The organism is Amycolatopsis sp. NPDC059027 (assembly GCF_042739735.1).
Lineage (GTDB): Bacteria > Actinomycetota > Actinomycetes > Mycobacteriales > Pseudonocardiaceae > Amycolatopsis.
Window position 1 is genome coordinate 48,663 of sequence record NZ_JBHYIK010000023.1, and the last position, 21,463, is coordinate 70,125.

The following is a 21,463-nucleotide window of genomic DNA, read 5'->3' on the forward strand; positions in this document are numbered from 1 at the left end:
ACGGGGGGTTGGGGATGTGTTAGGCACCGTTTGGGGGCTGTTTTTGCACTGAAGGCGTCCTTCAGCACGGCCAACGCACTGAAAGCGTCCTTCCGCACCCGGCTCGCCCCGAACCCGACGGCGCCGTTCAGCGTTCCCGCGGAGCTGGGCACTACCGGCATCGTAGAAGCACCGTCTGCGAGGCTCCACCCTTCCGTGAATGCCACATTGAGGGATTCAGAGTCTCTCGATGTGGCATTCACGGACTCGTGCGCCCTTCGGGACCTCGGCTTTCGTGGTTGTCCCCAGCCAAGCGCGATTGTGGACAACTTCCCGTCCCGCACCGCCGACGGCCCGTTTTCGTCGTACCTCCGCGATAGACTGGCCCAGGGCCGTCCCCCGGAGAGGGTGGGGGATACCCCTGGTAATACGTGACCTCAGGGGGAATCGGGTCACTGGGAGCGGTCGGGTCGAGCGGCGGAAACCGCGGGGATCAGCCGGAGACGGCGCGGCGGTAGGCCTCGACGGTGCGTTCGGCGCAGGTGCGCCAGGTGAAGCCCGCGGCGTGGGTGCGGCGGGCGGCGGAGGTGGCGACGGCGTGCGGGTCGATGACCGCGGTGCGCAGGGCGGCGGCCAGGCCCTCGACGTCGTCGTAGGGGACGAGGCTGGCGCAGTCGCCCGCGACCTCGCGCAGGGCGGGGATGTCGGTGCAGACGACGGGGACGTCCGACGCCATGGCTTCGAGGACGGGCAGGCCGAAGCCCTCGTCACGCGAGGGCAGCACGAGTGCCGAGGCGCCGGCCACGACCCGCCGGAGGTCCACATCGGACAGATAGCCGAGGTGCTGCGACCGCTCCGCGTGCGGGAACGGGCCGGGGCCGGCGAACACCAGCGGTGGCAGGTCAGGCGTCGTGGCGTGGGCGCGCACGAGCCAGTCGAGACCCTTGCGCGGCCCCGCGGCACCGGCGAACAGCAGGTACTGCTCCGGCAGGCCCAGCTCCGCGCGCTGCTCGTCCGTCGGTGGCCGGGCGGTGAACCAGGCCGGGTTCACGCCCAGCGGGGTCACCACGATCTTGTCCCGGTCGACGTCCAGCCGTTCGGCCACTGCGTCGGCGACGGCGGCTGTCGGGGTGCAGATGACGTCGGCTCGCCTGGCGCCGCGTCGCACCAGCCGGGGCAGGTCCTGGTCGCTGGGCCTCAGCTCCGCTGGATTGTCCAAAAAGGCCAGATCGTGGATGGTCAGCACGCCCGCGGCCCGCACTCGGCCCGGTAGCACGAAATTCGTCCCGTGCACGACGTCGGCCAGTCCCGCGAACAGTTCCACCGGCGGGAATTCTCCGTGCAGCCAGGCCTTGCGCAGCAGCCGCGCGGCCACCGGCATGCCCCGCGCCCGCGCGCCGTGCGGCAGGACGTGCCGCAGCCGCCGCCAGCCGCGTAACGTGAAGGCCACCGCGCGTGTGTCCACTTCGGACATCGAGGCCAGCTCCTCGCTCAGCGCCGCGGTGTACCGGCCGATGCCGGTCCTGGTGCCGAGCAGGGGAGTGCCGTCCAGCAGCACACGCAACGGTCGATCAGCCACGGCGCAACCGCTGCCTGGCGATCTTGAGGACCCGGCCGCCCGCCCGTCGCGCGAGCTCGCCCATGCCGCCGTCGTTGAGGTACTCCCGGACGAGCGCGACGTCGCGGCGCACCATTTCCTTGCCCCGCACGGGTTTCGTGGTCACGAGATCCGCCGATCCCGCCAGCCGGTCGGCGGCGGGGCGCGGATCCCGGCAGAACTCGACGAGCGGTTTCAACGCCTCGGGCCAGGCGAACCGCTGGGCGACCCCGGCGATCCGCTCGACGCATCCGGCGGCGAACTCCTCGTCGTACAACGCCTTTTCCAGTGCGTCGGCCAGCGCGTCGGCGTCCTCGGCGGGGACCACGACACCGAGGCGTTCGGCGCGGACGAGATCGGCGAAGGAGTCACCGTCGGTCGTGACGATCGGCAGCCCGGCCCACAGGTAGTCCAGCACGCGGGTGCGGAAGGCGAAGGTCGTCTCGACGTGCTCGAAGTGCGTGGTGACCCCGCAGTTCGCGTCGAGCAGCCAGTTCTGCCGCTCGCCGTAGGGCACCCACTGCTCGTTGAAGTAGACGTGTTTCCCGGTCAGCCCCAGCGAATCCGCCAGCCGGACGGTCCGCGCGCCGATGTCCATCTCGGCGACTTCGGGGTTCGGATGCTTCATCCCGAGGAACACGAGCCGGACGTCGGCGCGGCGCCGCCGCAGCTTCTCGACCGCGCGGACCAGGGTCAGCGGGTCGAACCAGCTGTACACACCACCGGCCCAGAGCACCACGTGGTCGGTCGCCCCGATGCCGAGCGCGGAACGCAGTCCCGGTCCGGTACGGGCCGGTGCCTCCGGCGACAGTCCAAAAGGGACGACCGCGAGCAATGACTGCGTCGTCGGATCGGCGTCGTAGAGCCGGGGCGAGAGCCTGCCGAGCGCGGCGAGGTGACCCAGCCAGAAATGACGCTGACGTTCCGACGCGCACAGGAAGAAATCGCCGCGTTCGAGCTGCGCGTCGAGCACCTTCGTGACTCCGGCGAGGTCCGCCGCGCGCTTGTCGTCGGCTATTCCCTTGCCCTGTTCCAGCAACTCCAGGTGCATCGGGTCGTACAGGTCGGCGACGACGATCTTGCTCGCGTACTGCTTTTTCAGCGACGGCGCGAGTTCGAGCACGTGCCCCTGCAGGATCACGATGTCGGCCTCGGCGATCGGCGCGTCCAGATCGTGCCGCTTGCCCGCGCTGACGCGGAACGGCGCGGGCGGCGGCGACACGTGCGGGTTCGTCGTGACGAGGTGGACGTCGTGCTCGCTCGCCAGGGTCGCGGCGATGTTCCAGGCCCGGATCGCCGGGCCCGCCATCCGCTCGGTGAGCGCGTCGCCGGTGATCACCAGGATCTTCCGGCGCTGCCCGAACGCGGCCTCGATGCCGAAGGCCTCGACGAGGATGTCATGCGCGGCGAGGTAACGCGGCAGCGGATACGCGGGCTCCAAAGCCTTGCGCAGCAAGGGAAGCAGATCGGCGTCGGTGCGCACGCGCGCGGCCTGCTCGACCGCGCGTGACTCCGCCAGCGACGGCAGCAGTTCGACGAACTGGTCGATCGCCAGCATTCCGGCGAGCGTCGTGCGCGGGATCGCTACGTCGCCGGTTTCGGCGGGCCCGACTCCGCGTTCGAGGTCGAGCTGGGTCGCGTCGAGATCGCCACGTGCCGTCGCCCGGCGGACCGCCAGCGCGAGCGCCGCGGGCAGCGCCTTCGCCAGCGACTCGTCGGAAAGGTTCTTGTACAGCGCGGCGAGTGCGTTGCGCTCCAACAGGAACGTCTCGCGGCCGGAGTCCGGGGCGTCCACCGCCGCCATCGTCGCGTGGTGCCGGTGGTAGGTCAGCGATTCCGGGACGTACCGGACGCGCCAGCCACGCAGGTTCAGCCGCCAGCCGAGGTCGACGTCCTCGTAGAACATGAAGAACCGCTCGTCGAACCCGCCGAGTTCGGCGAACACCGAAGCGCGGACGAACATCGCGGAGCCGGTGCCGAACAGCACGTCCTTCGCGACGTCGTGTTCGGCCGACGGGACGGCCGACAGCGGGCTGCCAGCGTGGCGCTTGTAGCCCATGCCGAACCAGGTGAGCCCGGCGTCGACGAAGTCGGTGCCGGTGCCGTCCCAGTCCAGGACCTTGCTGGCCACCGCGGCGACCCTCGGCTGGGCCCGGAGTTCGGCGACCGCGGCCGAGACCCAGCCGGGTGCGGGCCGGGCGTCGTTGTTGAGGAAGCCGAGGATCGTGCCGTTCGCGTGCCGCGCGCCGAGATTGCAGCCGCCCGCGAAGCCGCTGTTGACCGGCGATTCCACCAGCGTCACGCCGGGGACAGCCGCTTTGATGCGCGCGAGGTCGTCTCCGCCGGACGCGTTGTCGACGCAGATCAGCTCGGTTTCGGGTCCGTCCGAGGTACGTTTTCCCGCCGAGGACGCATCAGCGCAGTCGAGGTCCGAGGCGAGCGAGCGCAGGCACGTGATGGTGTCGTCCGCGCCGCGGTAGTTCACCACGATCACCGAGACGAGCGGTTGCGGGTCCCCTTGCGCCAAAGCCTGCTCCTGTCCTCGGGATTACGCAGATATTAGTGGCCCGCCCACGCCTCCCAGACCGCCCCTCGGCCGAGAGCGCTACGTCGCGTGATCATTCGGCGTGCGAACAATGCCGCCGGTAGCCGGAGGGCGACCTCTGCGAGTATCCGGCAGCGCAGGCCGAACCGGAAGTTCGGCGCGTCCGGTTTGCCCGATCGCAGTGGCAGCACGGCGGTGAGCAGCGCGAACCGGGCGAGCTGCCGCAGCGCGACGCCGCCGGGGGCGCAGCGCAGCAGGGTGAGCAGGCGGTTACGTTCGTTCCACCGGTGGAATTGCGGGCTACCCGGACGGGTGCTCGCCCCGTGCCGATGGCGCACGGCGGCCTCCGGCGCTCCGACGACGTCCCAGCCCGCCAGGCGCAGCCGCCACGCGGTGTCGGTGTCCTCGTAGTAGCAGAAGAACGACGCCGGTATACCGCCGACCGTACGCAGTGGACCGGTCCGGATCAGGGCCGCGCCGCCACAGAAGCCGAACACCTCGTCGGCGGGTTCGGGCAGGTCGGCGCCGTGGCCGTCGGCGGTGAGCCGGACGCCCGCCGACTGCGTCGAACCGTCCTCGAGGTCGAGCCGGGACGCGGCCGCGGCGGCGAGCGGCGCCGCGTCAAGGGTGTCCTCCAAAGTGGCCAGCCAGCCGGGCGCGGGTTCGGCGTCGTCGTTCAGCCAGGCCATGAGCGGGGTGTCGACCCGGCGCAGCGCCGTGGCCATCGCGCCGGCGTACCCGGTGTTGCGCGGCAGCCGCAGCACCTGGGGGGTGGACGGATGCGCCGCGAGCAGGGCGGCGGTGCCGTCGTCGGAGGCGTTGTCCACCACCAGCGTCCGATGTGGACGGGTCTGGGCGGCGAGCGCGTCGAGGCACGCGGTGACGTGCCCGGCACCCCGCCAGGTCACAACCACCACGGTGGTGGCGGGCTCGGGGGTCACCCGGGAGAGAATAGGCCCCGTGCCCCGACTGGTCGTCCTCGCCGAGCAACTGCTCGCCCCGGTGCCGGGTGGTACCGGCCGGTACACCGCGGAGCTGATGCTCGCGCTGGCCCGCACGGCGCCGCCTGGCTGGACGGTGTCCAGCGTGGTGGCGCGTCACCACGACGTCGAGGCCGCCGTTGTCGAGGGTGTCGAAGGTCCCCGGGTGCTGCGGATTCCGCCGCGCGCCCTGGTCGCGGCGTGGCAGCTGGGCCTGCCGTGGTGGCCGGGTGGCGACGCCGTGCACGCGCCGACGCCGCTCGCGCCGCCGCGCGTGCCCGCGGGCAAGACGCTGACGGTGACCGTGCACGACACCGTCCCGTGGACGCATCCGGAGACGCTCACCAGCCGGGGTGTCAGCTGGCACCGGTCGATGATCTCCCGCGCGGCACGGCGCGCGTCCGGTCTGGTGGTGCCGACCAGGGCGGTCGCGGACGAGCTCGCCGTGCTGATCGACGTCGACGTGCCGGTGAAGGTCATCCCGCACGGCGTGCGGATCCCGGCAGGGGACGCCGACGTCGAAGTGCCGGAGCGGTACGTGCTCGCGGTCGGGACCATCGAGCCGCGCAAGGGCATCGACGTGCTGATCGAGGCCGTCGCCGACCTCGAGGGCGTCTCGCTCGTGGTGGCCGGGCAGCAGGGCTGGGGCGGGGTCGACCCGGTGCGGCTGGCGAAGGACCACGGGCTGCCCGAGGAGCGGTTCCGGCTGCTCGGCCGGGTGAGCGACGCCGAGCTGGCGACTGTGCTGCGCGGGGCGGAGGCGCTGGCTGTGCCGAGTCTCACGGAGGGGTTCGGACTGCCGCTGCTGGAGGCGATGGCGGCCGGGGTGCCGGTGGTGCACACCGACGTCCCGGCGCTGGCCGAGGTGGCGGGCGGTGCCGGGCTGATGGTGCCGCGCGGCGACGTCGGGGCGCTCACGCTGGGGTTGCGCGAGGTGCTGGGGTCGGCGCAGCGTGCGGCCGAGCTGAGCACGCGGGGCAAGGAACGGGCGCGGGCGTTCACCTGGCGGGCCGCCGCCGAGGCCGTGTGGGCGATGCATCGCCGCAACCGGGATTGACACATCGGGGTGCCGGTGTCCCGCATTTCCCGGTTCTTGTCCGGGCGGGTGGGCTGCGGCTTTACTCTGCTCTGGTGACCGGTGATCCCCGTGTGCTGATCGACGCGACCGCGGTCCCTGCGGACCGGGGCGGTGTCGGACGTTACGTGGACTCCCTGGTGCAGGCGCTGGACCAGGACGGGGCGCGGCTCACCGTGGTGTGCCAGCCCCGGGATCTCGCGCTCTACGGCCGTCTCGCGCCGGGCGCCCGCATCGTTCCCGCGTCGCCTTCGACGTCGACGCGGACAGCGCGGCTCACCTGGGAGCAGGCGACATTGCCGCGCCTGACCCGCCGCCTCGCCGTCGACGTCGTGCACTCGCCGCACTACACGATGCCGCTGGCGGGCACGGCCGCGTCCGTGGTGACCCTGCACGACGCGACGTTCTTCACCGACGCGGTGCTGCACTCCTCGGTGAAGGCGCGGTTCTTCCGCGCGTGGACGTCGACCGCGTTGCGGCGGGCGACGGTGTGCGTGGTGCCGAGCGTGGCCACCGCGACCGAACTGGCGCGGGTGAGCCCGGTACGGCGGGCGGAGCTGGAGATCATCCACCACGGCGTCGACACCGACCGGTTCCATCCGCCCTCGCCCGAGGAGGTCGAGGCGGCCCGCGCGGCCGTCGGGATCGGGCGGACGCCGTACGTGGCGTTCCTGGGCGCGCTCGAGCCGCGGAAGAACGTGCCCGCGCTGATCCGCGGCTTCGCCCGCGCGGTCGCGGGCCGCCCGGACGCGCCCGCCCTGGTGCTGGCGGGTCAGCCGGGCTGGGACACGCAGGTGGAGCGCGCGCTCGACGCCGTCCCGCACCGGCTGCGGGTCATCCGCGCCGGTTACCTGCCGTTCGGCACGCTGGCCGGGTTCCTCGGCGGTGCCGAGCTGGTGGCGTATCCGAGCCTGGGGGAGGGGTTCGGGCTGCCGGTGCTGGAGGCGATGGCGTGCGGCGCGTGTGTCCTGACGACCCGGCGGCTGTCACTGCCCGAGGTCGGGGGCGACGCGGTGGCGTACTGCGGTGTCGGCGCCGGGGATGTCGCCGCGGCGATCACGGACCTCCTGGCGGATCCGTCGCGGCGGTCGGAGCTGGCGGACGCGGCGCAGAAGCGGGCGAAGGAGTTCTCCTGGGCGACGACCGCGGAGCGGCATCGGGAGGCCTATGCCAAGGCCTGGTCCCGCCACCACCGCATGTCCTGAATGTGGAACTCGGCATCGTGAACGTGGCACTCGCCGCAATCACGCTCGGTAGGGCAGCGATATCGCGTTCGGTGACGCGTGGACAATGGCCGGGTGACTGAGCACCCCAGCTACGGCGACGGGCTCGCCGTCGTGACCGTGACGTACTTTCCCGGTGAGACGCTCGAGCGGTTCCTCGACACGCTCAAGAAGGCCACCGATCGCGATGTCCAGGTGGTCGTGGCCGACAACGCCTCCACGGACGGTGCCCCGGAACGGGCGGCCGAGCGGGAGAACGTGCATCTGCTCAGCATCGGCGAGAACGTCGGGTACGGCACCGCCGCCAACCGCGGGGTCGCCGAGCTGGACGACAGCTACGGCTGGGTCGTCGTGGTGAATCCCGATCTCGAATGGGAGCCGGGTTCGCTCGACAAGCTGCTGGAGGTCGCGAAGCGCTGGCCGCGGGGCGGTTCGTTCGGGCCGCTCATCCATGATCAGGACGGCACCGTCTATCCCTCGGCGCGGCTGCTGCCGTCGTTCGGGCGCGGCATCGGGCACGCGGTGTTCGGCAAGGTGTGGCCGGGCAATCCGTGGACGCGCGCGTATCGCCAGGAGCGGGCGCCGGTCGAGCGGGTCGCGGGCTGGCTTTCCGGTTCGTGCCAGCTTTTCCGCCGGGAGGCGTTCGACTCGGTCGGCGGTTTCGACACGCGTTACTTCATGTACTTCGAGGACGTCGATCTCGGCGACCGGCTCGCCAAGGCTGGCTGGCTCAACGTGTACGCGCCGTCGGCGGGTGTCATGCACATCGGCGGGCACGCGACGTCACAGGCGTCGGCGAAAATGCTGCGTGCGCACCACGAAAGCGCGTATCGCTATCTCGCCGACCGCCACCGCGGGCTGCGCTGGAAGCCGGTGCTGGCCGCGATCAAGCTCGGCCTGACGCTGCGGTTGAAGCTGGAGACCCGGAAGGGCTAGATACCGTCGAGGCGGCGCGAGAGGTTGGAGCGGCCACTGGTCTGCTTGATCGTGGGGATCAGCCCGCCGACCTCTTCGCCGCTCGACGGCTGCTGCTCGGGGACCGGCTGGTCCTTGAGCGGGCTCGCGATCGGCTTCGCCTGGGGGCGCGGCGTCAACGGTGTGGTCGCCTGGTGGTGATTGCCGGGGACGTCCAGCCGCGTCGTCGGCGCGGACGTCGCCAGCGGGTGATCGTTCTCCTCGATCAGCGACGCGGGCAGCTGGGTCGTGGTGTCCGGATCGTGGCCACGGTCGATTTCGGTCACCAGCGAACGCGGAATCTGCTGGGTGTTGGCCGAGTCCATGGGCGAGGTCGCCTTGTCCGGCGTCACGACGAAGGCTCCACGCGCGCGTGCTCGTGCGAGCAAGGCGTCCGCCCGTTCCCGGGGGTCCATCCCCTCGGCCTCCCGACTGACCCGGGGCCCTCTGGGGAAAGGCCCACCTGTTTCCTGTCTAGGGTAGGCCCTCGGGGCGTCCGCCGTCAGGGTTTCCCGCGGCTTGTCGCCAGGCGGCGCGTGATACAAGAGGGAGTGGTGAGGTGACGACCGAGGTCGAAGCCACGTCGGGGGCCGGCACGGGCATCGACGCTGTCGTGCTGGTCGGGGGAAAGGGCACCCGGCTGCGCCCGCTCACCCTGTCGGCGCCGAAACCGATGCTGCCGACCGCGGGGACGCCGTACCTGAATCACCTGTTTTCCCGGATCCGCGAGGCCGGGATCAGGCATGTCGTGCTCGGGACTTCGTATCGGGCCGAAGTGTTCGAGGAGTACTTCGGCGACGGTTCCGCGCACGGCCTGGAGCTCGAGTACGTCGTCGAAGACGAGCCGCTGGACACCGCGGGCGCGATCCGCAACGTCTACGACCGGTTGCGCGCCGAGCACGTGATCGTCTTCAACGGGGACATCCTGTCCGGCGCCGATCTGCGTGCGCAGCTGCGCACGCACCGGGAATCCGGCGCCGACGTGACACTGCACCTGCAACGTGTCCCGGATCCGAGCCGCTTCGGCTCGGTGCCCACCGACGAGCATGGCCGCGTCCGGGCTTTTCTGGAGAAGACGCCGAATCCGCCGACCGACCAGATCAACGCCGGGTGCTACGTCTTCCGGCGTTCGGTGATCGAGTCGATCCCGGCCGGGCGGCGGGTGTCGGTCGAACGGGAGACGTTCCCCGGGCTGCTGGCCGACGGCGCGCATCTGCACGGTTTCGTCGACGCCTCCTACTGGCTGGACGTCGGCACGCCGGAGGCTTTCGTCCGCGGTTCCTCGGACCTGGTGCGCGGGGTGGCGCCGACGTCCGCACTGCCCGGCTCGGTCGGGGAGTCGTTGGTGCTCGACGGCGCTTCGGTGGCCGGGGGCGCGACGGTGTCCGGTGGTTCCACGATCGGCGCGAAGGCCGTGGTGGCCGAGGGCGCGACGGTGTCCGGTTCGGTCCTGTTCGACGGCGCGATCGTCGGTGAGGGCGCGGTGGTCGAGGATTCCGTGCTCGGCCGCGGGGCGAGGGTCGGCGCGGGAGCCGTGCTGCGCGGTGTGGTGCTGGGTGACGGCGCCGTCGTCGGTGCGCGGTGCGAGCTGTTGCACGGCGCGCGGGTCTGGCCGGACGTCACGCTGCCGGACGGCGGCGTGCGGTTCTCGAGCGACGCGTAGGCCTTCGTGTTCTGGCGTCCGACGTTCGAGGTGGAGCTGGGCCGGGTCCTGGCTCCGCTGCGGCGTGGGCGCGGTTCGTTGAACATCCTGACCGACGAACGGGGTGTCGTCTGGTACGCCGCGAACACCGCGGACGGGCCCGGCACGCTGGCGCTGCGCCGACGTGCCGACGGGATCGAGGCCGAGGCGTGGGGACCGGGAGCGGATCGGCTGCTCGACGGCGTCCCGGCGCTGTTGGGCGCGAACGACGACGACACCGGGTTCGTCGCGCACCACGAAGTCGTCGCGCGGGCACGGCTGCGCTCGCCGGGGCTGCGGCTCGGCGCGACGGGGCAGGTGTGGGACTGGCTCGTGCTCGCGGTGCTGGAGCAGAAGGTCGCGGGCAAGGAGGCGATCCGGTCGTGGGCCGAGCTGTGCCGGTGGTTCGGGGAGCGGGCGCCGGGGCCGGGCCCGGACCGGCTGCGGGTGCCGCCGACGCCGGCCGCGCTCCGGTCCCTGGTGGACTGGAAGTGGCATCGCGCCGGGGTGGACCTGAAACGGCGGACCACGCTGCTGAACGCCGCCCGCGTCGCGCACCGGCTGGAGCGGGCGGTGGAACTGGGCGGGGCCGAGGGCAGGGCACTGCTGCGGCTCGTGCCGGGGATCGGGGTGTGGACGGCGGCCGAGATCGCGCAGCGTGCCTGGGGTGACCCGGACGCGGTGAGTTTCGGCGATTACAACATCCCGTCGATGGTCGGCCATGCCCTGCTCGGCAGGAAACTCGACGATGCCGGGCTGGCGGAGGTCCTCGCGCCCTATGCGCCGCAACGGCAGCGCGCGATCCGCTACCTCGAGGCCGCCGGGATCTCACGACCACGCTTCGGCCCACGTCTTGCCCTACGCGACTACCGCGCCATGTAACTACCAGGCCCCCTTTCGCCCGGGGACGCGCCGTTAAGGCCACCTTACGGGCGTCAGACGCCCATAAGGTGGCCTTAACGGCATGGGAAGCCGCGGGTGGGCGAGGGACGCTTTCAGTGCGGTGGGCTCGCGCGTGGAGTGTGCTCGGGGCCGATTTCGTCGGACCCCGCTCGTAAGCTGTTTGGTAGGGGCGCTCAGGGTGTCCTGAATCTTCCGTTCATTCCTTCAGCGGACGGTCGGTGCTCAGGACGGCGCCTGCGGTGGCTGGCCTGGCGCGGGCGGCCGGCCCGGCTGCTGTGGCGGCTCGCCGGGATCTTGCGCCGCCGGTTCGGACGGCGTCGCTGATTCGGATGGCGGCGCCGGTTCGGATGGCGGCGTTGGATCGGACGGCGGGGCGTCAGGAGGCGGATAGCCGGGAGACGGGTATCCGGGCGCCTGGCCGGGCTGGGGCGGGTATCCCGGTGGGTAAGGCGGATAGCCCTGCGGCTGTCCCGGTGGGTAACCCTGTGGTTGCCCCGGTGGCGCGTAGCCGGACGGTGAATATCCGGACGGCGGGTAGCCCGGCTGCTGCGGCGGATAGCCGGGCGGCGGGCCGGGGTGGGACTTCCGCGTCGCGAGGACTATCGCCACCACGACGACGGCGACCACCAGCAGGATTCCCAAGACGATCAGCAACAGAAGCAACGGCGTGAGCGTCGACTCGGCCTCGGCGGCCAGCGTTGAGGTCACTGGGCGAATCCGTCCGGGATGCCGCGCGGCACGACGACGCTGACGGAGCTTTCGGCCAGCGCCGCGGACACGATGGCGATCGCTTCTTCCTTGCCCAGCCCCAGTTTGTGCACGGCCGCGGCATAGCGTGCGGCGGCCTGCTGGGCACGGTGCCGGTTCTGGTCGCCGGAGGCGCCGACGAAGCTTCCCGCCCGTCCGCGCGTTTCGATCAGCCCGGCCTCCTCCAGTTCCCGATAGGCCCGGGCGATGGTGTTGGGGGCGATCCCGAGGTCGGCGGCGAGCCGCCGCACCGTGGGGAGCTTGGTACCGACGGGCAGCGTCCGGTCGTTGATCTGGGTCGCCAGAGCCGAGCGGACCTGCTCGTACGGCGGCACCGGCGACGTGCTGTCCACACTGAGGAGCATTCAGACCGCCTCGAAGATGTCGATGGGTGTGGAGATCATGACGGTTGGGGCAGCCCGTAGTTGCCCGGGGGCAGCGAACGATGGCGACGGCGCTGCCTCAGCAACATCGTGACGAACATGGCGCCGACGCTGAGCACCATGTAGGCCAGTACGTACGGCGCGAACGGCGGTGGCAGGGGACTGTGGCTGGTGAGGTCGTTCAGCGGCGGGATGGCGAACACCGGGATCACGTAGTTGTCGGCGTCCCGGATCCGCAGCTGGTCGTCGACGGCGAGTGAGGCGTCGTTCTCCGCCACCGCCGGAGCGCGCAGGACGCTGGTGAGCGCGATGCCCGAACTGACTGCCGCGACGCCCAGCAGCGCGAGCCAGGCCCAGCCGTAGGCGGGTGACCCCGACGTCAGCGCCACCGCCAGCGCGAGCCCCGCACCGCCACCGAAGGTGAACACCACCGAAGCGGCGAACCAGCCACCGAGCAGCCTCAGGCGGGACGCGGATTCGACTCTGGTGACCCGGCACGCCAATCGGGCGGCGATCTGCCGGTCCCGGTGCCGCTGCTCGTACCAGACCGTGAGCTGGATCGTGGCCACCACGACGAAGATGTACGAGCCCCCGGGGAGCTGCTTCCCCACGCCGGGCAGGTACCGCAGGCCGAAGAGCACGGCGGAACCGAGAATCGCGACGCCGAGCGCAACGAGACAGGTCCGGGTCCGGAGACGCGGCGCGAACCGCATGCCGAGCCGGACGCACAGCAACCGGGTCGGCACGACGAGCCGGACGCCGCGCTGCGCCAGCCAGGTCAGCGCGGCCTGGATCTCCTTGGGTGTGGGCTCCAGCGGCTCGGCGGCCGCCGGAGGACTCCCCGACGCCGCGGCCGTCACGCCGCCTCCCCCTGTGTATGACATCCCGACCCCCTCGTTTGTAGCAAGCCTTGCGCCACTAGGTTGACACAATGCTCAATACAAAGTCAAGCAGGCTGGTCACCATCCCTGCGGTGGCTGCTGACCCTGCGGCGGATACCCGGGTGGCAGCGGCTGACCGCCGGTCGCGGGGTAGGGCCCGGGAGCGCCGTAGGGAGCACCCTGCGGCTGCATACCCGGCTGGGGCGCACCCGGCTGAGGCGCGCCGGGCTGCGGCGGCACCGGCTGGCCGAACCCGCCCTGCGGCGAAGGTGGCCCGGCCTGGCCGAAGCCCGGCTGCGGCTGCCCGAAGCCGCCGGGAGGCTGCTGCCCGAACCCGGCCTGCGGCGGCTGCTGGCCGAAGCCCTGCTGCGGGCCCATCGGCGGAGGCGGCGGGAAATTGCCCTGCTGGCCCTGGTTCATGTTCTGCTCGCGCCGCATCTTGCTGACCCGCACCGCGACCACGATGACGAAGATGATGATCGCGAGGACTAACAGTCCCAGCACGATCCAGCCGACGACGCCGTCACCGCCGCCGCTGTGGTGAATGTGGACCCGGTCCTGGAACTGCGTAGGCATGGTGGCGCCCCCTTTCCGCACCGGTGAGCCTAGTGCCCCGCGCCGTCCGGGATGGCCGCTTTCACCAGGTCGGCGAGATCTTCCGAACCCGGGGGCAGCGCGTCGGCCGGCCACCAGCGCAGGTCGTCCGATTCGGCGCTGCGCACCGGCTCGGCCCCGCGCGGTGCCCGCACCGTGAACCGGACGTCGAAGTGCCGCGTCGGCACGCCGAGCGAGCAGGTGATGGGGTGGACGTCGAGGTGCACCGGCTTCGGGACGAGTTCGAGGTCCCCGATCCCGGACTCCTCCCGCGCCTCGCGCAGCGCGGCTCCGGCGAGGGTGGCGTCCTCGGGCTCGCAGTGCCCGCCCAGCTGCAACCACCGGCCGACACGCGGATGCAGCGTCAGCAGCACCCGCGAGCCCGTGTCGTCCAGCACGACGGCCGACGCCGTGACGTGCCCGGCGGCGCACTGGCGGAGGCAGGTGTCCTCACCCGTGGCGAGAAACCCGAGGAACGCGTGCCGGAGGGATTCCTGGCCGGGATCGGCGGGTTTCCACGACTCCAGCGTCGCGACGGCGTTCGCGTGGAGAGTCACAGCTCGACCAGCCCCTCACCCGGATCCAGCGGGCCACGCGGGCCTGGCGCGCTGCCGGGATGCCCGATCGCGACCGCACCCAGCGGCTCCCACCGCTTGTCGAGGCCGAGCGTGTCGCGGACGATGTCGGCGGCGAAGATCGTCGAGCCGATCCAGCACGAGCCGAGGTCTTCCGCGGCGAGCGCGACCAGCAGTCCCTGCACCGCCGCACCGGCGGCGACGGTGAACATCGTGTGCTCGCACGCGTTGCGCCGCGCGTCCCGGTAGGTGTGCGCGCCGTCGGGGACCAGGAACGGGATGACGACCTCGGGGGCCCGGTACAGGATGTCCCCCCGGCTGAGCCGTTTCGCGATCTGCTCGGCCGTGAACTCGTCGCCTTCGAGGTCCGCGCGCCACGATTCCCGCATCGTGTCGAGGAGTTTCTTGCGGAGACCGGCGTCGCGCAGCCACACGAACCGCACCGGATGGGTGTGGTGCGGCGCGGGCGCGGTCAGTCCGGCGGCGACGGCCCGGCGCATCGCGTCCGGGTCCACCGGCTCGTCCGAAAACGTCCTGATCGAGCGCCGCGCGGGCACCGCCTCGCGACGTCCCTGCGCGATGGCCTCGTTGGTGCCCAGCCGGAACAGGTCGATGTCGACCGGCCGGATCAGATCCCGCGCCGTGGAGCCGTTGTCGGTGAGGGTGAGGCCGCGGACGACCGCGACCGGCATCCCGCCGAGCTTGCCCTTGACCAGGTCGGCGGCCGCGGCCAGCTCGTCGGCGACGGCGACCTCGGTGACCGCGAGTTCGTTGCCCTGCGCGTCGATCTGCCCGGCGTAGGCGTGCAGCACCCGCAGGCCGGACGCGCCGATCGCGGCGTCGGTCTGGCCGACGCGCCATGCCCGGCCCATGGTGTCGGTGATCAGCACCGCGACCTCGACGCCGAGCCGTTCCCGCAGGCCGTTGCGCAGCGCGAGCGCGGACGCGTCGGGGTCGGCGGGCAGCAGCGCGATCTCGTCGCCCGCCACGTTCGAGGCGTCGATTCCGGACGCGGCCTGCACGATGCCCAGCCGGTTCTCGGTGATCATCGTCCGCGCGATCCGCGCGACGACCCGCACGGCTTCCTGTTCGACCCACTCGCGCCGCGCGGCGTCCCGTTCCTCGGGATCGCTGGGCACCCGCACCAGCCGTCCCTCGATCTTCGAGACGACCTTGCTGGTCACCACCACGACGTCGCCGGACCGCAGCCAGCGTGCCGCGCCGGCGATGGCGCCGGTCAGGTCGTCGCCCGGCCGGAACTCCGGCAGCCCGGTGACCGGCAGGATCTCCAGCTTGGCCGAGGCGTGGTCGGCCTGGTTCCCCGTCACAGCGACACTCCGGCGAGATCGAGCGCCGCGCGCACCATCGCCGCGGTCGCGTCCACATCGGACATCAGCAACGGGACGTCCCGCACCGCGACCCCTGGCACGTCCACCTGCTCGCCTTCGGCCACCAGCCAGCCGTCGAGCACCCCGTCCCCTTCCTTGCGGGAGCCGTAGTGCCGCCCGACGGCCTCGGCCGAGGTCTCCACCCCGATCGCGCTCAGGCAGGCGTCGGCCATCCCGCGTAAGGCCTTGCCGCCGATGATCGGGGAGACCCCGACGACCCCGGCGGACGTCTTGCGCAGTGCCTCGCGCACGCCGGGTACGCCCAGCACCGTGCCGACCGACACCACCGGGTTGGACGGCGCGAAGAGCACCGCGTCGGCCCCGGCGATCGCGTCGAGCACGCCGGGCGCCGGTTTCGCCTCGTCGGCGCCGACCGCGACGATCGAATGCGCGGGCGGCTCGGCCCGGTAGCGGACCCACCACTCCTGGAAGTGCACGGCCTTGCGCTGGTCGGGCTGCTCAGGGTCGTCGATCACGACGTGCGTCTCGACCCGGTCGTCGGACATCGGCAGCAGCCGCACGCCCGGCTTCCACCGGTCGCACAGGGCCTCGGTGACCTGCGACAGCGGGTATCCCGCACGCAACATCCGGCTGCGGATCAGGTGGGTCGCGATGTCCTTGTCGCCGAGCCCGAACCAGGTCGGCTCGGCGCCGTACGCGGCGAGCTCCTCCTTGACCGTCCAGGTCTCGCCCGCATGCCCCCAGCCGCGTTCGGTGTCGATCCCGCCGCCCAGGGTGTACATGCAGGTGTCCAGGTCGGGGCAGATGCGCAGGCCGTGCATCCACACGTCGTCCCCGGTGTTCACCAGCGCGGTGATCTCGTGCGGTGACTCCGATTCGGCTGCTCCGGTCGCTGGCAGCCCCAGCGCGTGCTTGACGCCCAGCAGGAAGCGGGCCCCGCCCACTCCGCCGACCAATACGACGATCCTCACGACTTCGAATCCTTTCACGTGCGTCTCGCCGGTTCGCGGCGCCCGGTCGTGGGCGACGTCACATCCGCCCCAGGCGAAAATGCGGACCAGGGCGCTCGTGCGGGTTCGACTGGAGCTTTTCGTCGGTGAACGCGGTTAGATTGGGGCGTAGGAAGCGGCGGGGCGGAATTCCAGGAGTACCGATGAGCATCGCGCGCAAGGACGACCGGCACAACGAGGACCTGGTCAGCGAGATCGCCGACAGCTTCAACCGCGCGGTCGGCGAGAAGAAGGCCGAGGACGAAACCGCCGAGGCGAAGCCGAAGTTCGTCATCACCGGGGACAGCCGCGCCACGCCGCCCCCGCGCAGGCGGGAGCGCTGAGGCACCCGCCCTAAGGGTTGCCTCACCAACGGACGGGGTGCGGGACGCGCGTAATGTCCGCACCGATTGGGTAAGTGAGAGAAAAGCAGGAGTGCGCAGTGACCTACGTGATCGCCGAGCCCTGCGTCGACGTGCTCGACAAGGCGTGTATCGACGAGTGCCCCGTGGACTGCATCTACGAGGGTGACCGGATGCTGTACATCCACCCGGACGAGTGTGTCGACTGCGGCGCCTGCGAACCGGTCTGCCCGGTCGAAGCGATCTACTACGAGGACGACGTGCCGGACGACTGGTCCGACTACACCAAGGCGAACGTCGACTTCTTCGACGAGCTGGGCTCGCCGGGCGGCGCCTCCAAGGTGGGCAAGACCAGCCACGACCCCGCCTTCATCAAGGCGCTGCCCCCGCAGGGCGAATGAGCCGGATTTCGCTGCCCGATTTCCCGTGGGACTCGCTGGCCGGCGCCAAGACGCTGGCCGGTGCGCACCCGGACGGGATCGTCGACCTTTCGGTCGGCACCCCGGTGGACCCGGTGCCCGAGGGGGTCCGCGCCGCGCTCGCTTCGGTTTCGGACATTCCGGGCTATCCGACCACCCACGGCACGCCCGCGCTGCGTGAGGCGGCGGTCGCCGCGCTCGCGCGGCGGCACGGCGTCGAGGGCATCGAACCCGACGCCATCCTGCCGACGATCGGCTCGAAGGAGGCCGTCGCCTGGCTGCCCCGGTTGCTGGGCTTCGGCCCCGGTGACCTCGTCGTCATCCCCGAGCTGGCGTATCCGACCTACGAGGTCGGTGTGCTGCTCGCGGGCGCTTCGCTGGCCCGCGCGGACGGGCTCACCCAGCTCGGCCCGCAGCGCCCGGCGATGCTCTGGCTGAACTCGCCGTCCAACCCGACCGGCCGCGTGCTCGGCGTCGACCATCTGCGCAAGGTGGTCGAGTGGGCCCGCGAACGCGACGTCGTCGTGGTGTCCGACGAGTGCTATCTGGCGCTGGGCTGGGAATCCGAGCCGGTGTCCATCCTGCATCCGTCCGTCCACGGTGGACGGACGGACGGCCTGCTCGCGCTGCATTCCCTGTCGAAGTCGGCGAACCTCGCCAGCTACCGCGCGGGATTCGTCACCGGTGATCCGAAGCTGGTCGCCGGCCTGCTCGAGGTCCGCAAGCACGCGGGCATGATCGTCCCGCGTCCCGTCCAGGAGGCGATGACCGCCGCGCTGGCCGACGACGAGGCGCTCGCCGTGCAGCGCGACCGTTACGCGCGCCGCCGTCTTGTCCTGCGGAAAGCCTTGCAGGACAACGGTTTCGAGATCGAGCACTCCGAGGCGGGGCTCTACCTGTGGGCGACCCGCGGCGAGTCCGCCATGGACACCGTGTCCTGGCTGGCGGGACGCGGCATCCTGGTCGCGCCCGGTACGTTCTACGGTCCGGCGGGCCGTGACCACGTCCGGATCGGGCTGACCGCGGCCGACGAGCGCGTCGAGGCCGCCGCGCAGCGGTTGAGCCAGTAGCCCCGCTCAGTAGTCCTTGCCGGTGAGCCCGCGGTAGACGAACCGGGTCAGCCCTTCGACCGCTTCCTCGTCGGTCGGCGGTGTCCATCCCTCGGGCGCCGGGTCGAGCAACCACATCTGCGCGAAGCTGTCGACCAGCTGGTACAGCATCACGATGCTCAGCTCGGGCCGGGCGGGCAGCCGCCAGCCCGCGGCCGGGATGTGCGCGAGGTGGCCGGTCAGATCGCTTTGCTGCTCCGCTCCGAAGCGGGCCAGCGTGCGCGCGAACTCGTCGCTGACCATCGCGGCCTGGTGCAGTGCCTGCATGGTCGACGCGTTTTCCCGGTAGAACCGCCAGTACACCGACACGTGCCAGCGCACCGCGTCCGGGTCGGTGAAGTCGCTCTTGTGCCCGTCGGCTTCGGCCGACTCGTCGCTGTACGCGGCCAGGTCGGCCAGTAGTGCTTCGAGCAGTTCTTCCTTGCCCGCGAAGTGGTTGTAGAACGACCCCGCGGCGCGGCCCGCCTCGGCGGTGATGTCGGTGATCTTGGTGTTCAGGTAGCCCTTCCTGGCGAACACCCGCTTGGCCGCCGCCTTCAGCGCGGCCTCGGTCTCCGCGGCCTTCTCCTTGCGGCTCGTCGCCGTCATCACGCACCTCCCTTGACAGCGAAACCTAGCAGCGGTCATTCTGAATATAGATTCACTGAATCAAAATTCACTCACTGGGAGGGGTCATGGACATCGAGGTGCTGATCGCGGGGGCGGGCCCGACCGGGCTCACGCTGGCCATCGAGCTGGCGCGGCGCGATGTCGGCGTGCGGGTCGTCGAGAAGGCGGAGAGCCACTTCGCCGGGTCGCGCGGGGACGGGCTGCAGCCCCGCACGCTGGAGGTTTTCGAGGATCTGGGCGTGCTCGACGCCGTGCTGGCGGCCGGGGCGCCGCCGTTCGCGACGAAGATCTACGTCGGCGGGCAGCTCGTCGGCGAGCGGAGGATGGCCGAACCCGTCGAGCCGACGCCGTCGGTGCCGTACCCGAACGCCTGGGTTCTCGGCCAGTCGCAGACCGAGGGCATCCTGCGTGACCGGCTCGCCGAACTCGGCGTGCGTGTCGAGCTGGGCGCCGGGCTCGTCGGCTTCGAGCAGGACGACGAGGGGGTGACGGCGACGCTGGCCACCGGCGAGGTCGTCCGCGCGGAATACCTCGTCGGCGCGGACGGTGGGAAGAGCCTCGTGCGCAAGTCGCTCGGCGTCGCGTTCGAGGGCACCACCGACGAGTCGATCCGGATGCTCCTCGGCGACGTCCAGGCCGAGGGGCTGGACCGGGTGTACGGCCATTGGTTCGGCGCGGCGGAGAACCCGATGCACGGGGTCGTGTTCACGCCGTTGCCGGGTATGCCGCACTTCCAGTTCGGCGCGCCGCTCGGCGATGGGGAGATCGACGTCGAAACGGCGCTGCCCGCGTTGCAGGCGAGGGTCGACGAGTTCTCCGGCGAGCAGCGCGTCCGGCTGCACGATCTGATCTGGTCGACGGTGTGGCGGCCGAACATCCGGCTCGCCGCGCGGTTCCGCGAAGGCCGCGTGTTCCTCGCGGGCGACGCGGCGCATGTGCACCCGCCGACTGGTGGCCAGGGGCTCAACACCGGGGTCCAGGACGCGTACAACCTGGGCTGGAAGCTCGCCGACGGCTCACCGGGACTGCTGGACAGTTACGAGGCCGAGCGGCGCGCGGTGGCGGCTCGTGTGCTGGGCGTCAGCTCGGAACTGCTGCAGAAGTACGCGGACGGCGACGAGGACGCGCACAAGCGTGGCGAGGAGACGCAGCAGCTCGACATCACCTACCGGGGCGGGCCGCTGGCGCCCGCGGCTCTTGGTGCGTTGCGGCCGGGTGACCGCGCGCCGGACGCCCCGCTGGCGGACGCGAACGGCAAGCGCGTACGGCTGTTCGAGCTGTTCGCGGGTCCACACGCGACGCTGCTCGTCTTCGGCGACGGACCGCTCGACGCACCGGTGGGCGCGGTCGCCTACCGCGTCCTGCCCGCGGGATCGACCGCCTCGGGCGACGAGCTGGTCGACGTCGACGGGCACGCTTTCGCCGCGTACTCGGCGTCCCGGGTGCTGGTGCGTCCGGACGGCTACGTCTGGACGATCACCGCGGGATGACGGCGCGGGCGGCGGCGTCGACGGCGGCCCAGCGGTCCCGCCATGCCGCCCGCGCCTCGGCCTTGCGCTGGAGCTCCCGCTCGGCGATGCGGCCAGCGACGAACCCGACGTGGCCGTCGACGGCCTCCAGCACCGCGCGCATCCGCTCGGCCGCGACCACCGCGTCCTGATGATCGCCGAGGACGGTCTGGAACTTCTTGGTCGCGGAGATGAGTTCCTTGAGCCGCGCGGCCTGCTTCTTCTTCGCCGAGGTCTGGGCCAGTTCGGCGGCGTAGCGGAGTTTCTTGCCGTGGATGCGCAGCGCGTGCAGGTCGTCGTCGGGCGGGTCGGCCGGGAGCTCCCCGACGGCCTTGGCGAGCTTGCGATGCGGTTTGCGCAGCCCGGCGACGAGGTCGTGCTTTTGCTCCACTGTGGACTCTTCGGCGGACTCTTCGGCGGGTTCACTCCTGGTCAGCTCGCTGACGTTTTCGAGCATCGTGGTGTAGCGCTCGCTGGAGAGCGCGCGATTGAGACGGCGGCGGGCGACGCCGCGCTCGGTCACGAACTTCGACACGAGCCGACGGCCGGCGGCCTGGTCACGGACCTCGAAATCGGCGATGACCTCGCGCAGATGCTCGATGAGGACGTCGTAGTCGCGGACCTCGCCCAGCGACTGCCCGAGCCACCCCAGCTCGGCCCGGACCGCCTCGGCGCCGGGCCCGACGAGGGCGCCGGACAGCTTCAGCACGCTGCGCATCCGGCGCAGCGCGACCCGCATCTGGTGCAGGTCCTCGGGATCAGTGCCGGAACGCGTGCCTTCCTCGCGTTCGAGCAGTGCCCGGATCTCCCGGTCGAGCTTGGCGCGGACGTGGGTGGCCGCCGGATCGCCGGGACCGGCTTTCGCCGGTTTCTCGCCGAGGCCGAGCTCGGCGGGCGTGATCGTCGGGCGTCGGATGTGGGCGGCGCGAGACAACGATTCGGTGGTCACACCGTGAATGGTAGGTGAACACTCCGCTTGCGCCAGCCCCTGACCAGGGTAC

Annotated in this window: 22 protein-coding genes; 9 read left to right on the top strand and 13 right to left on the bottom strand. The window is 71.5% G+C overall.

What is annotated here, in order from left to right:
* Window positions 1–472: 472 nt before the first annotated feature.
* Genes ACFWY9_RS17920 through ACFWY9_RS17930 form a run of 3 tightly spaced genes read right to left on the bottom strand, consistent with a single transcriptional unit; the run spans window position 473 to window position 5,062 of the window.
* A complete protein-coding gene (locus tag ACFWY9_RS17920; RefSeq protein WP_378339289.1) occupies window positions 473–1,558 on the bottom strand; it encodes a glycosyltransferase family 4 protein in 1,086 nt (361 codons plus the stop codon).
* A complete protein-coding gene (locus ACFWY9_RS17925) occupies window positions 1,551–4,103 on the bottom strand; it encodes a glycosyltransferase (RefSeq protein WP_378339290.1) in 2,553 nt (850 codons plus the stop codon). Before ACFWY9_RS17925 ends, ACFWY9_RS17920 begins: the two co-directional genes overlap by 8 nt.
* A 32-nt stretch (window positions 4,104–4,135) precedes the next feature.
* Window positions 4,136–5,062, bottom strand: coding sequence for a glycosyltransferase family 2 protein (locus ACFWY9_RS17930; RefSeq protein WP_378339291.1), 927 nt, complete (start codon window positions 5,060–5,062; stop codon window positions 4,136–4,138).
* 19 nt (window positions 5,063–5,081) lie between these two features.
* On the opposite strand from ACFWY9_RS17930, the gene ACFWY9_RS17935 reads away from it, so the two are divergent.
* The 3 genes from ACFWY9_RS17935 to ACFWY9_RS17945 all read left to right on the top strand — a co-directional run bounded on the left by ACFWY9_RS17935 (window position 5,082) and on the right by ACFWY9_RS17945 (window position 8,335).
* Window positions 5,082–6,158, top strand: coding sequence for a glycosyltransferase family 4 protein (locus tag ACFWY9_RS17935; RefSeq protein ID WP_378327980.1), 1,077 nt, complete (start codon window positions 5,082–5,084; stop codon window positions 6,156–6,158).
* A gap of 92 nt (window positions 6,159–6,250) precedes the next feature.
* The gene (locus ACFWY9_RS17940) at window positions 6,251–7,381 is read left to right on the top strand and encodes a glycosyltransferase family 4 protein (RefSeq protein ID WP_378339315.1); all 1,131 of its coding nucleotides are present in this window, start codon (window positions 6,251–6,253) and stop codon (window positions 7,379–7,381) included.
* 93 nt (window positions 7,382–7,474) lie between these two features.
* A complete protein-coding gene (locus ACFWY9_RS17945; protein WP_378339292.1) occupies window positions 7,475–8,335 on the top strand; it encodes a glycosyltransferase family 2 protein in 861 nt (286 codons plus the stop codon).
* Here the strand turns inward: ACFWY9_RS17945 and ACFWY9_RS17950 are convergent.
* Window positions 8,332–8,769 carry a hypothetical protein gene (locus ACFWY9_RS17950; RefSeq protein ID WP_378339293.1) on the bottom strand — a complete coding sequence of 146 codons (438 nt, stop codon included), beginning with the start codon at window positions 8,767–8,769 and terminating at the stop codon, window positions 8,332–8,334. The genes ACFWY9_RS17945 and ACFWY9_RS17950 overlap by 4 nt on opposite strands.
* A gap of 143 nt (window positions 8,770–8,912) precedes the next feature.
* Here ACFWY9_RS17950 and ACFWY9_RS17955 point away from each other — a divergent pair, with 143 nt between their 5' ends.
* Both ACFWY9_RS17955 and ACFWY9_RS17960 read left to right on the top strand, forming a co-directional pair.
* On the top strand, window positions 8,913–10,016 hold the full coding sequence (locus tag ACFWY9_RS17955; RefSeq protein WP_378327977.1) for a sugar phosphate nucleotidyltransferase: 1,104 nt from the start codon (window positions 8,913–8,915) through the stop codon (window positions 10,014–10,016).
* 6 nt (window positions 10,017–10,022) lie between these two features.
* The gene (locus tag ACFWY9_RS17960) at window positions 10,023–10,916 is read left to right on the top strand and encodes a DNA-3-methyladenine glycosylase family protein (protein ID WP_378339294.1); all 894 of its coding nucleotides are present in this window, start codon (window positions 10,023–10,025) and stop codon (window positions 10,914–10,916) included.
* A gap of 243 nt (window positions 10,917–11,159) precedes the next feature.
* On the opposite strand, the gene ACFWY9_RS17965 is transcribed toward ACFWY9_RS17960, so the two are convergent.
* The 7 genes from ACFWY9_RS17965 to cofD form a co-directional block, all read right to left on the bottom strand.
* Window positions 11,160–11,645: a hypothetical protein gene (locus ACFWY9_RS17965; protein WP_378327975.1), complete on the bottom strand. Its 486-nt coding sequence runs from the start codon at window positions 11,643–11,645 to the stop codon at window positions 11,160–11,162.
* Window positions 11,642–12,049 carry a GntR family transcriptional regulator gene (locus ACFWY9_RS17970; protein WP_378327974.1) on the bottom strand — a complete coding sequence of 136 codons (408 nt, stop codon included), beginning with the start codon at window positions 12,047–12,049 and terminating at the stop codon, window positions 11,642–11,644. The genes ACFWY9_RS17965 and ACFWY9_RS17970 overlap by 4 nt, the downstream gene beginning before the upstream one ends.
* A gap of 35 nt (window positions 12,050–12,084) precedes the next feature.
* Window positions 12,085–12,927 carry a hypothetical protein gene (locus ACFWY9_RS17975; RefSeq protein ID WP_378339295.1) on the bottom strand — a complete coding sequence of 281 codons (843 nt, stop codon included), beginning with the start codon at window positions 12,925–12,927 and terminating at the stop codon, window positions 12,085–12,087.
* 99 nt (window positions 12,928–13,026) lie between these two features.
* Complete coding sequence (locus ACFWY9_RS17980) at window positions 13,027–13,524, bottom strand: hypothetical protein (protein WP_378339296.1); 498 nt, start codon at window positions 13,522–13,524, stop codon at window positions 13,027–13,029.
* Between the two features lie 29 nt (window positions 13,525–13,553).
* Complete coding sequence (locus tag ACFWY9_RS17985; protein ID WP_378327971.1) at window positions 13,554–14,099, bottom strand: NUDIX hydrolase; 546 nt, start codon at window positions 14,097–14,099, stop codon at window positions 13,554–13,556.
* Complete coding sequence (locus ACFWY9_RS17990; RefSeq protein WP_378339297.1) at window positions 14,096–15,445, bottom strand: coenzyme F420-0:L-glutamate ligase; 1,350 nt, start codon at window positions 15,443–15,445, stop codon at window positions 14,096–14,098. The genes ACFWY9_RS17985 and ACFWY9_RS17990 overlap by 4 nt, the downstream gene beginning before the upstream one ends.
* Window positions 15,442–16,437, bottom strand: coding sequence for a 2-phospho-L-lactate transferase (cofD, locus tag ACFWY9_RS17995; protein ID WP_378327969.1), 996 nt, complete (start codon window positions 16,435–16,437; stop codon window positions 15,442–15,444). The genes ACFWY9_RS17990 and cofD overlap by 4 nt, the downstream gene beginning before the upstream one ends.
* Window positions 16,438–16,619: 182 nt before the next feature.
* On the opposite strand from cofD, the gene ACFWY9_RS18000 reads away from it, so the two are divergent.
* The 3 genes from ACFWY9_RS18000 (at window position 16,620) to dapC (ending at window position 18,306) form a co-directional block, all read left to right on the top strand.
* Window positions 16,620–16,799, top strand: coding sequence for a hypothetical protein (locus ACFWY9_RS18000; RefSeq protein ID WP_378327968.1), 180 nt, complete (start codon window positions 16,620–16,622; stop codon window positions 16,797–16,799).
* A 98-nt stretch (window positions 16,800–16,897) separates the two neighbouring features.
* Complete coding sequence (fdxA, locus tag ACFWY9_RS18005; protein ID WP_378327967.1) at window positions 16,898–17,218, top strand: ferredoxin; 321 nt, start codon at window positions 16,898–16,900, stop codon at window positions 17,216–17,218.
* A complete protein-coding gene (gene dapC, locus ACFWY9_RS18010) occupies window positions 17,215–18,306 on the top strand; it encodes a succinyldiaminopimelate transaminase (RefSeq protein ID WP_378339298.1) in 1,092 nt (363 codons plus the stop codon). The genes fdxA and dapC overlap by 4 nt, the downstream gene beginning before the upstream one ends.
* 6 nt (window positions 18,307–18,312) lie before the next feature.
* On the opposite strand, the gene ACFWY9_RS18015 is transcribed toward dapC, so the two are convergent.
* Window positions 18,313–18,933 carry a TetR/AcrR family transcriptional regulator gene (locus tag ACFWY9_RS18015; protein ID WP_378339299.1) on the bottom strand — a complete coding sequence of 207 codons (621 nt, stop codon included), beginning with the start codon at window positions 18,931–18,933 and terminating at the stop codon, window positions 18,313–18,315.
* 86 nt (window positions 18,934–19,019) lie between these two features.
* Here ACFWY9_RS18015 and ACFWY9_RS18020 point away from each other — a divergent pair, with 86 nt between their 5' ends.
* Window positions 19,020–20,444 (top strand): FAD-dependent monooxygenase, encoded by a 1,425-nt coding sequence (locus tag ACFWY9_RS18020; RefSeq protein ID WP_378339300.1) that lies wholly within the window; start codon window positions 19,020–19,022, stop codon window positions 20,442–20,444.
* Here ACFWY9_RS18020 and ACFWY9_RS18025 read toward each other — a convergent pair.
* A complete protein-coding gene (locus tag ACFWY9_RS18025) occupies window positions 20,431–21,411 on the bottom strand; it encodes a CHAD domain-containing protein (RefSeq protein WP_378339301.1) in 981 nt (326 codons plus the stop codon). The two genes, ACFWY9_RS18020 and ACFWY9_RS18025, sit on opposite strands and share 14 nt — an antisense overlap.
* Between the last annotated feature and the right edge of the window lie 52 nt (window positions 21,412–21,463).

Excerpts from the sequence above, each read along its gene's own strand:
- ACFWY9_RS17950 (WP_378339293.1), bottom strand. The coding sequence starts at position 8,769 with ATGGACCCCCGGGAACGGGCGGACGCCTTGCTCGCACGAGCACGCGCG.
- ACFWY9_RS17970 (WP_378327974.1), bottom strand. The coding sequence starts at position 12,049 with ATGCTCCTCAGTGTGGACAGCACGTCGCCGGTGCCGCCGTACGAGCAG.
- ACFWY9_RS17980 (WP_378339296.1), bottom strand. The coding sequence starts at position 13,524 with ATGCCTACGCAGTTCCAGGACCGGGTCCACATTCACCACAGCGGCGGC.
- ACFWY9_RS18000 (WP_378327968.1), top strand. The coding sequence starts at position 16,620 with ATGAGCATCGCGCGCAAGGACGACCGGCACAACGAGGACCTGGTCAGC.
- dapC (WP_378339298.1), top strand. The coding sequence starts at position 17,215 with ATGAGCCGGATTTCGCTGCCCGATTTCCCGTGGGACTCGCTGGCCGGC.
- ACFWY9_RS18015 (WP_378339299.1), bottom strand. The coding sequence starts at position 18,933 with ATGACGGCGACGAGCCGCAAGGAGAAGGCCGCGGAGACCGAGGCCGCG.
- ACFWY9_RS18020 (WP_378339300.1), top strand. The coding sequence starts at position 19,020 with ATGGACATCGAGGTGCTGATCGCGGGGGCGGGCCCGACCGGGCTCACG.